Below are 9,850 nucleotides of genomic sequence, written 5' to 3'. Positions count from 1 at the left end.
TAAGCCCCAAACACTGCGCACGCGCGTTGCCATAGCGCAGCACGTTGACCCCGCCAGCATTCGTCGCAAGCAAGCCGCCAATACGAGCCGATCCTTCGGACGCAAGCGAGAGCGGAAAAAGCCGCCCGATGTCTTCGGCTGCTTGCTGTACCGTCGCGAGGATCACGCCTGCATCGCAGACCAGCACGTTTTCGGATGGATAGACCGCACGAATTTTATTCATACGCTCCAGCGACAGTACAACCGGCGCAGGCCCGTCTTGCATCAACTGACCGCCCACCAGTCCCGTGCCACCGCTATAGGGCACAATCCCAATCCGCGCGTCAGCACAGGCCCGCACAACAGTGCTGACCTCATCCGTGTTGACCGGGGCCACGATCAGGCCTTGTCCCGCCCAGCGCCCGCGTGGCTCTGACAAGTACGGCGTACTATCATCTTTGAACGCTGCTGCGGGAAGCAGCGCGCGCAAGGATAGTTCAAAGCTAGGTGTCACAGGGTTAAGCATACCGAAATCCCTTTTGTTCACCTTGCTTCATGGGCCAAAACTCCGCCCCGTCCAACCCGTTTTTTCAGCGGACCTTTGCTGCTCCAGCGGCCAATGCTCCCAGTTTCGCGTAGGCGATTTCAGGATCAACCGCACCGAACCCTGCGAAAGTTCCAAACCCGCAATCAGAACCTGCGATGACGCGGTCCGTGCCTACGATATTGACAAAACGTCCGATCCGTTCGGCGACCAGATCAGGGTGTTCGACAAAGTTTGTCGTCGTATCCACTACGCCAGGCACCAGCACTTTGTCGTCCGGAATATCCGCCGCACGATCGCGGAACACGGCCCATTCGTGGCCATGGCGGGGGTTAGACGTTTCAAACAAAACATAGCGCGATTTCGTCGACATCAGTGTGTCGAACATCTTTGACATCGGGATATCGCAGACATGCGGGCCCTCGTAGTTGCCCCAACAGATATGCACGCGGACTTTCTCGGCTGGGACATCTGATAGCGCGTGGTTCAGCGCCTCGACATGGGACGCCGCGATCTTGAGGAATTCATCGTCGGACAGATCGTTGAACAGCATATGACGCGACAGCGCAAGGTCAGGGCAATCCAGTTGCAGATCAAGGCCGGACGCCACGATTGTCTCGTACTCCGCCTTCATTGCATCAGCCAAAGCCGCCAAATATGCCTCTCGCGATTTATAGTAATCGTTTTGCAAAAACAAAGAGATAACCCCCGGAGACGCCGCATTCATAAAGCCGCGTTCGACCCCGTGTTCTGACATTGCACCTTTGAGGTTGGCGATGTCTTTTTCCAGCTCGCCCTGCCCTTTTGAGGTTACTTCACCTACGCACATGGGCCGCGCGTATTGCGGCGTACCACCATCATTTGCAAGGCGTTTGAGAAAGCTAGGGAACTGCTTAAGGTCCGCTGGCGCATTGCGCGGGCTGTCGCCGTCAAAGCCAGTGTAGCGGTCTTTGACATAGGTCGCATAACTAATCTTGGACGTCTCGCCGTCGCTGACAATATCAACACCGGCCGCAACCTGTTTGGCGACTGTTTCAGAGACAGCGGACGTCATCGCAGCATCAAATGCGCCCGTGTCATACGCTTCGCCATTTTCGCGCGCAAAGATGAAATCCACGACCTCTTGGCTGCGCGGCAATGACCCTACGTGCGTTGTTAAAACTTTCGACATTCGGCAATTCCTTATGTGTTGGCTGCACGTCGGCATTTGGTCGGCAAAACCTCTGCCCCCTGCGCACGCACCCTTGTGTTAACGATTAACCCTTCCAAGTGGCCCCAGCGGGATCGCCGGTTGCGACCACATGGTAAAGGCTGGCTTCGCCGGTCATCGACGGCACGGCGTTGTGTGGTAGGTTTTCGGGCACGGACATCGTGTCACCAAGCGCAAGCGTGGCGCTTCCGCCTTCCCAGTTAACCTGCCAGTGGCCGCGCATAGGCATCAATACCGATGGGTAAGGATGGGAATGCATGTCGGTCGACGCTGAATTGCGGTTCATCAATGCGACTTCGAAACCCGGTCTATCGCGCAGCAGGCCCTTTTCGCCGATGACTTGCACCGGGGTTTTATCGGCCATCGCCATCATGTCCCAATAGCGCGCAATATAGCCGGGGATCACATCACGGCTGTCGGGTTCTGGATAGGTTTTCAGGTCTTCTTCTGACAGCACAGGCATCGGCCCGACACCGTCGGGCAGTGATTGCCCTTTCTTGCTGTCATAAAGCTTGCCGTTTTCGCCCAATACAAGCCCGTGGTCCTTGGCGTCCTCAATCACTTGCGGCGCCCAGATTACGCCGCCACCAGCGTCATCGCCACCCAGCACAGCCATGATCATCCCATAGTCAGTGCCGATGTTTTCAAAGCCCCGAAAGATGCCCGTCGGGATATTTATGATGTCGCCCTCTTCCAACACGACCTCGCCCGCGTTCCCCCAACGGCCCCAGAAGAACCGCCAGCGGCCCTTGAGCACAAAGAAGACTTCTGCTGTACGGTGGCTGTGCAGCGAATTGCGGCAGCGCGGTGGTTGACCTGCAGCGCCGATGTTGAACCCGTGTGGGATCGCAATATGAACGTGTTGGTCTGCACTTTCCGAAACACCGCCTCCGATGATCGTAAAGTTTTCTTTTTGATCAGAACCGGGGGTGTGGGCGTCAATGAACGCGGTCTTGCACGGGCGCAGTTCACCATAGCGGACGATACGGGATTCCATTTCTGCGGGGGTCATAGCGTGTCCTTTGATTGCATCAGGATTTGTTTCCAGATTGCAATTTCATCATAAAGCGCAAATTCACGGCGCAGTCCGATGCCATCCGGCCCGTATGGCCCGAATTCGGCGTGACATATGCCCATTACATGCACATGCGCGCCTGTGGGTTCGCCAAAGCTGCCCCAGCCTTCGTGGATTCCATCAAGCGACCAACGGATGGCTGCGCGCGGTGACAGCATATCTGCATCCATGCCGATCTGGTGGTGGATTTTGAACGTGGCGTGCGGGAAAGACGACCGCAGACCAACCCAGAATTCAAGGATTCCGTCCCAACCGACAACGCGTTTCGCGCCCGCGTACTCACCGACGCAAGCACGGTCATAGCTGTCGCGAATATAGGTAAAATCATGGTTCATAATGCGGGTCAGCGTAGCGGCGTAGCGTTGCCCCCATGCGTTGTCATTGCCTGTGCCATGATACCCGCCATCAACGTCGATTGCGGGGGTGAATGGTTTGTTGGCTTTGTCCGAACCGCCTTCGCGAGCGATCAGCTCTGCCGCGTAGTCGCGTGGGTCCAGCCCCAATTGGCGGACGATGCCGCCATAGTCGCGCACCAGCCATTCGTCATAGATCGTGTCCTCTTTTGCGGCACAATCAGCAATCACATAGGCTTGCCAATGTTTGCCCGACGCAGGACCAAATTGCCCGTCACGCGTATGGGTGGCGCGTGTCAGCAGGCGGTGCGAGGATAGATAGCCTGTGTTTTCATCGCCTGACCAAATAACGTCTTCGCCCAGCAATTCGCGGTCAGGGAATTCATTGATCGTTGCCATAGTCGAGGCGATCACCGCTTGGTTGCCGGTCTGAATTCCCATTGGCGAGCGCACAGGGATATCGGGCGCATAGTAGTGGTTCAGCGTGCCGACGCCGCGGTCCTCCCAAATCTCTTTGGTAATACCGATGATGTAGTCGGGAAAATCTTTCCAGCGGTTGGAAAAGCCCTTCATGTGATTGGTCCTTTGGTAGTGCCGCGTGCGATCAGCGGGCTTTCAATTTCAATCCGGCGCGCCGGAGTTGTTGGGTCTTCGATGCGGGTCAGCAACGTATCAACGGTTGCTTGCACCATCCGGTTCACGGGCTGGCGCATGGTGGTCAGGTTGTAGGCAGGCCAAGCGGCCAGTGGCACATCATCATAGCCGATCACGGCCACATCGCTCGGAACCCGCAGGCCGAGTTCGTGGCGCAGTGTATCAAGCACCGCAAACGCCATGTGGTCGTTGCCAACAAATATCGCGTCGGGTGGGGTCGCACTTTCCATCAGCGTGCGTGTCGCTGCTGCAGCCGTGTCGCGGTCGAACATGCCGTCGATGATCTGCGGTGCTTTTCCGGCCGCGTTCAGTGCGTCACAAAAGCCTGTTTGCCGGTCGCGCCCTGTTGAGGACCCCGACCAACCGCTGATATGCGCGATCGTTTGATGCCCACAGGCCAGCAAGTATTCCGCGACCGTTTTACCACCCAGCAGATTGGCCGACGTGACCGAGGATATATCCGCCCCCTCTTGGCCCCGATTGAACATCACGACCGGAATTCCCGCAGCCGTGCAGCGCATCGTCAGGTCGTTGGTCATGCCAACAGAGGCCGTGATGATCCCGTCGACCTGATAATCCAGCAGTTCTTGCATCACTTCTTCTGCCGCACCTTGGCTGTTAGAGGCCGTGAAAACGAGGATGTGATAGCCTTTTTCCTGCAACGCCTTTGACAGCAGTTGCAGCGCGAGCGGGTAGAATTGATTGTCCAGATAGGCGACGACCAGTCCGATAATCCGGCTTTTGCCCGTGATCATCGCGCGCGCCATCATGTTGGGACGGTAGCCCAGTTCGGTCGCTGCTTGGCGGACCTTTTCAGCCGTGCGCGCACTGGCGGATGCCCCAGGCGTGAAGACCCGACTGACCGCCGATTGGCTGACACCTGCGCGTTTCGCGACTTGGAGAGACGTAATTTTTGACATCAATCCGCCGTCCAACCTCCGTCTATCGATAGATGCGATCCGGTCATCAGGCCAGACGCGTCAGAGGCCAGATAAACCACTGGACCCATCATATCGGTGACTTCGCCAACGCGGCCGAGTTTGATCTTCTCCATGATCCACGCAACGCGGTCGGGGTTGTTGAAGGTCTGTTCGGTCAGGGGTGTGCGAATAAAGGTCGGGCCGATTGTGTTGACGCGGATGCCTTGCTTGCCCCACTCGATTGCCATGGCTTTCGTGAACCCCTCGACCGCGTGTTTGGTCGCGCAATAGACCGCACGGTCGATGCCGCCCACAAGCGCCATTTGGCTCGTGATGTTGATCAGGCTGCCGGTTTTGCCTGCCGCCAACAGCCCCTTGGCCACCGCCCGTGTCAGGAAATATGCACCCCTAAAGTTGATATTCGAGACTGCATCGAAATCATCTGGCGCCGTGTCGACCGCTGCCGAATGGATTGCCAAACCAGCAGAGTTTACAAGCACATCGAATGGCCCGTCTGCGTGCACCACGGCTTCGGTTGCGGCAATATCGGCCACGTCCAACGCCATCGCGCGCGCGTTCAAACCCGCTTGGGTCATTTCATCGACGACCGCCTGCACTTTGGCCATATTGCGTGCTGCGATTGTGACCTCTGCGCCCGCTTGCGCCAAGGCCACCGCGCTTGCCAGCCCGATGCCTGACGATCCGCCAGCCACAAGCGCGCGCTTGCCATCAAGCCGGAACGACGGGGTGGTGGGCAGGGTCATGGGTTAGTCCTTGTTGTGAGCGCCGGAGCCTCCGGCGGTAGTTCATTGGGGGAAAAAGCTGGCGCGTCATGTGGGTATAGGCGGATAGGCGATGCCGCACAGTCTAGGGAAATTGGCGTAACGGGCTTGGCGCGTGGCGTGTCCCTCTGCGGGTCTGTCGCCTGCGTGTAATAGGGTACCTTTGGGGGCTACGTAGCTTGCAATTTGCGGTGCGGGGTCTTCGCGCCAAGTCAGATTGAAAGCGGCCAGTTTTGGAAAGAAATACATGGCGTGATAAGGCAAATGATCGTGGACCCACCACGCAAGATCGCGCCAATCACGGCCTTTGGCATATTGGTCCGCAAACCATGGCACCACGATACACGCGCACGCCCCCATGCGGCCAGCGCTGTCGCGCTTATCCCAGATGTGAGAGGCATAATTGGCTTCGTTGCGCGAACACCTTTGCGGCTTTGCTTGCGTTGCGCCGAAATGGTTCAGATCCGGCGAGCGGTAGGATGACCGCACTGCAATTGGCCCGAATGTATCTACAAGTGGATCGAGCAGGTTTTGACACAACTTTTCCCCCGCCATGATCGCCAAAGGTGGGTCGTCGGGAATGTTCGGCTTGCCAAAGAAATTGCCGATCTCGGAGTAAAGAAAATCCCGCATGTAGAAATGCCGCGAAAGCCGTACGCGCCCGAGATCTTCGAGGCTAGAGTAGCTGCGCGGCTTTCGTTTTATCATGTTCTCACTCTGCTGCAGTGCCGTATGCCACGTTCTTACCACCATAGCGGCGCACGCGGATATTGCATTGCTCTGCGTGGCCCACGAAACCTTCGAGCATACACAGGCGAGATCCGTATTCACCGACCAGCGTTGCAGCCTCGTCTGTCAGAATGCGCTGGTAGCTGTGCGTTTTGAGGAATTTGCCAACCCAAAGGCCACCTGTATACCGCCCCGCTTTTTTGGTGGGCAGCGTGTGGTTCGTACCGATGACCTTGTCGCCATTCGCCACATTCGTGCGTGGCCCAAGAAACAGCGCGCCGTAGCACGTCATGTTTTCCAAGAACCAATCGTCGCGGTCGGTCATCACCTGTACATGCTCTGATGCGATGTCGTCGGCGACTGCCAGCATTTCATCATAGGTGTCGCATAAAATCACTTCGCCGTAATCGTTCCATGAGGTGCGTGCGGTTTCTGCCGTCGGGAGGACATCAAGGATGCGGTCGATCTCTGACAGGGTTTCTTTTGCGAGCTTGGCAGAGTTGGTCAGCAAAACGGCGGGCGAGTTATAGCCGTGTTCGGCTTGGCCCAGCAGGTCGGTTGCGCAAAGCTCTGCGTCCACGGTGTCATCTGCGATGACCATTGTCTCGGTCGGGCCTGCGAACAGATCGATGCCCACGCGTCCAAAAAGTTGCCGTTTGGCTTCGGCTACGAATGCGTTGCCAGGGCCGACGATCATATGCACCGGATCGACCGTTTGGGTGCCCAGCGCCATTGCGCCAACTGCCTGCATACCGCCAAGGACGTAGATTTCATGTGCGCCGCCCATGTGCATCGCGGCGACAATGGCCGGATGCGGCGCACCGTTTTGCGGCGGGGCAGAGGCCACGATACGCGGCACGCCTGCAACTGATGCCGTAAGAACGGACATATGCGCGGATGCCACCATCGGGAATTTGCCGCCTGGCACGTAGCAGCCAACCGATTGGACGGGGATATTCTTGTGACCCAAGATGACGCCAGGCATTGTTTCGACTTCGATATCCGTCATGGAGGCGCGTTGTGCTTGGGCAAAGTTGCGGATTTGGTCTTGGGCGAATTTGATGTCTTCCATGTCGCGGGCTGCCACTTTGGACATGGCGGCATCAATCTCGGACTGGGTCAGGCGGAAATTGGCAGGGGAATAGTTGTCGAATTTCTGGGATAGGTCGCGCACGGCTGCATCGCCGCGATCTGCGATATCAGCCAAGGTCGCTTCGACAACACCGCGTACTTTGGCATCGTCTTCGGCGCGCTCGGATTCGGGTTTGCCAGATTTTAGGTACGTGATCGCCATAGCTTAGTATCCTTCGGGCTTTGGCGGTTCTGCGTCGCCATTGTCGTATTTTTCCCAGCCCTGCCCGCCGAACACATCGACGCCCAGTTGCATCATTACCGCGGCGAAATCCACCGAAACCGGGTTGTGGGCGATACGGCCGTCTTCGATCCGCCAGAAATCCATGTAGGGGATTTTGACGCGCTTTCCGGTAGCTGGAATGCCCATAAATGTGCCGCTGTGCGTACCTTCGATATGGCCAAAGCAGGCCGCCCATTCACCATCCGCCATAAAATGATCAGTCTTGTAGTCGCGGTCAGTAAATGCCGCCCGGATTGGGAATTGCCAGTTACGCTGGAATTCCTTGACGCCGTTCTTGGTTCCGCAGCCTTGATTGCCGCGCCATATAAAGCCTTCGGTGAAGTACTTTAACATGTCCATTTCGTTGTTGGCGAGGCCTGCTTCCATCGCTTTGACAGCGTCGAGGGAGGCTTGAGATTGGGGGTCACGGGTCATCCGAAATCCTTAAATATGAAAGAGAGTGCCAGCAGTGATCCGCTAGAGACGTTCACCTGACGCGATATCGAACAAGTGGCAGATGTTTGCGGGCACATGTGCATGCACCGCCTCGCCGATCTTGACGCGGTATTCTTTGCCGGATTTTACCGACACGATTGTTTTGCCGGCTTTCATCGTGACCATCGTCGCCTCGCCCAATAGCTCTAGGGAGTAGACCTTTGATCCGACGTCGCCGGCAGTGTCGGCAACGCTGGCGTCCTCTGCGCGGAAACCCAGTGTCACAGCGCCGGTGTGCTGTGTAGGCAGGCCTGTGATTTGCATGTTTTCAGCCGTAAAAACACCGTTTTCGATCTGTCCGTCCACAAGGTTCATGGCAGGTGACCCGATGAAACCCGCCACGAATGTATTGGCAGGGTTGTCGTAGATTTCTGTCGGGGTGCCGACTTGTTGCACGATGCCCTTGCTCATGACCACAACACGGTCGGCAAGGGTCATCGCTTCGATCTGGTCGTGCGTGACGTAGATCGTTGTGACCTTGAGTTCATGGCTTAGGTTTTTAATCTGCGCGCGGGTGGATACGCGCAGTTTGGCATCAAGGTTCGAGAGTGGTTCGTCCATGAGGAACACATTGGGTTCACGGACAATCGCGCGGGCTAGGGCGACACGTTGGCGTTGCCCGCCGGATAACTCGGCGGGTTTGCGATGCAGGAATTCATCCAATTCGACCATGGCAGAGGCGCGCATAACACGCTCGTTGTGCTCTGCTTGTGGCACACCGCGCACTTTCAGCGGGAAGCGAATATTTTCGTACACGTTCAAATTTGGGTAAAGCGCGTAGCTTTGGAACACCATTGCCACGTCGCGGTCTTTGGGTTCCAGATCATTGATCCGCTTGCCATCGACCAAGATATCACCGTCGGTTGCGTCTTCCAATCCGGCGATCATGCGCATTGTTGTGGTCTTGCCGCAGCCGGACGGCCCAAGCAAAACCAAGAACTCTTGATCGGCAATCGTCAGATCAAAGCTTTGGACGCCCACAAAGGACCCCCACCGCTTTGAAACATTGCGTAGCTGAATTTCGGCCATCATCGCGCCCCTTGCATACGTTTGCAAAAACACTCGCTTGATTCCCCGAATCTGGCAAGACCAAATCGACAAAACGCAATTTTCTTGTTGTTTCACTGTCAAAACGCTTGCGTGGTACGGGTCTTTGCAGGTTAACTTGCAAACGTATGCAAAGCCAATCCGATTCGTGATTGGCCAATATCAAAGTCCGGACAATACCGGCACTAATGAACAACACGGAGGTTGTTACAAAATGAAAATCTGGAAAAACGCAATGCTGGGAACAGCAGTCGCAGCACTGGCAGCAACGGGTGCCGTCGCCTGCGAAGCTGACGGGCGCGTCAGCATTATCGGCAATGAATTCCCTGCGATCCAAACTGTTGCGGCGGCCGCCGGCGCATGTTCGGGCATTGAATTTTCGTCCAACCTGACCGCAGACCACCAGACGCTGAACGTCGCAGGCATGTCCGGCAACCCTGCCGAATATACAACCGCGATTGTTGCGAACTCTTCCATTGTGGCGCTGATCAACGAAGACGTAATCCAGCCGTTGGATGATCTGGTTGCAGCTTATGGCCAAAGTATCGCGCCTTCGCAGTTGATCACCGTCGATGGCAAGATCATGGCCGTCGCCTTTATGGCAAACGCACAGCACCTTGTTTATCGCGGCGACGTGCTAGAGGCTGCAGGTCTAGATGTGCCAACGTCCTACGAAGAGGTCCTTGCTGCGGCCGAAGCAATTCGAGC

Annotated in this window: 11 protein-coding genes; 1 reads left to right on the top strand and 10 read right to left on the bottom strand. The window is 56.7% G+C overall.

The window, feature by feature from the left end; translation table 11 throughout:
* The 10 genes from QZ197_RS12500 to ugpC all read right to left on the bottom strand — a co-directional run.
* On the bottom strand, positions 1-505 hold a 505-nt coding region (locus QZ197_RS12500; RefSeq protein WP_296432347.1), incomplete at its 3' end, for an FAD-binding oxidoreductase.
* A 64-nt stretch (positions 506-569) separates the two neighbouring features.
* Positions 570-1,694 carry a cobalamin-independent methionine synthase II family protein gene (locus QZ197_RS12495; protein ID WP_296432345.1) on the bottom strand — a complete coding sequence of 375 codons (1,125 nt, stop codon included), beginning with the start codon at positions 1,692-1,694 and terminating at the stop codon, positions 570-572.
* 85 nt (positions 1,695-1,779) lie between these two features.
* A complete protein-coding gene (locus QZ197_RS12490; RefSeq protein ID WP_296432343.1) occupies positions 1,780-2,745 on the bottom strand; it encodes a cupin domain-containing protein in 966 nt (321 codons plus the stop codon).
* Positions 2,742-3,734, bottom strand: coding sequence for a nuclear transport factor 2 family protein (locus QZ197_RS12485; RefSeq protein ID WP_296432340.1), 993 nt, complete (start codon positions 3,732-3,734; stop codon positions 2,742-2,744). Before QZ197_RS12485 ends, QZ197_RS12490 begins: the two co-directional genes overlap by 4 nt.
* A complete protein-coding gene (locus QZ197_RS12480; protein ID WP_296432338.1) occupies positions 3,731-4,735 on the bottom strand; it encodes a LacI family DNA-binding transcriptional regulator in 1,005 nt (334 codons plus the stop codon). Before QZ197_RS12480 ends, QZ197_RS12485 begins: the two co-directional genes overlap by 4 nt.
* On the bottom strand, positions 4,735-5,499 hold the full coding sequence (locus tag QZ197_RS12475; protein WP_296432336.1) for an SDR family oxidoreductase: 765 nt from the start codon (positions 5,497-5,499) through the stop codon (positions 4,735-4,737). Before QZ197_RS12475 ends, QZ197_RS12480 begins: the two co-directional genes overlap by 1 nt.
* A gap of 66 nt (positions 5,500-5,565) precedes the next feature.
* Positions 5,566-6,225 (bottom strand): hypothetical protein, encoded by a 660-nt coding sequence (locus QZ197_RS12470; RefSeq protein ID WP_296432334.1) that lies wholly within the window; start codon positions 6,223-6,225, stop codon positions 5,566-5,568.
* A 4-nt stretch (positions 6,226-6,229) separates the two neighbouring features.
* On the bottom strand, positions 6,230-7,540 hold the full coding sequence (gene hisD / locus QZ197_RS12465) for a histidinol dehydrogenase (protein ID WP_296432333.1): 1,311 nt from the start codon (positions 7,538-7,540) through the stop codon (positions 6,230-6,232).
* A gap of 3 nt (positions 7,541-7,543) precedes the next feature.
* Positions 7,544-8,035: an ester cyclase gene (locus tag QZ197_RS12460; protein ID WP_296432331.1), complete on the bottom strand. Its 492-nt coding sequence runs from the start codon at positions 8,033-8,035 to the stop codon at positions 7,544-7,546.
* 42 nt (positions 8,036-8,077) lie between these two features.
* Entirely contained in the window at positions 8,078-9,124 is a 1,047-nt protein-coding gene (ugpC, locus tag QZ197_RS12455; RefSeq protein WP_296432330.1) for a sn-glycerol-3-phosphate ABC transporter ATP-binding protein UgpC, read from the bottom strand.
* 232 nt (positions 9,125-9,356) lie between these two features.
* Between ugpC and QZ197_RS12450 the strand changes: the two genes are divergently transcribed.
* A partial coding sequence (locus tag QZ197_RS12450) for an extracellular solute-binding protein (protein WP_296432328.1) occupies positions 9,357-9,850 on the top strand: 494 nt, incomplete at its 3' end.

The sequence above is a fragment of the Yoonia sp. genome, assembly GCF_017854415.1.
GTDB lineage: Bacteria > Pseudomonadota > Alphaproteobacteria > Rhodobacterales > Rhodobacteraceae > Yoonia.
The sequence above is the reverse complement of the archived record's forward strand: the minus strand, read 5'-3'. Positions and strand labels throughout refer to the sequence as shown.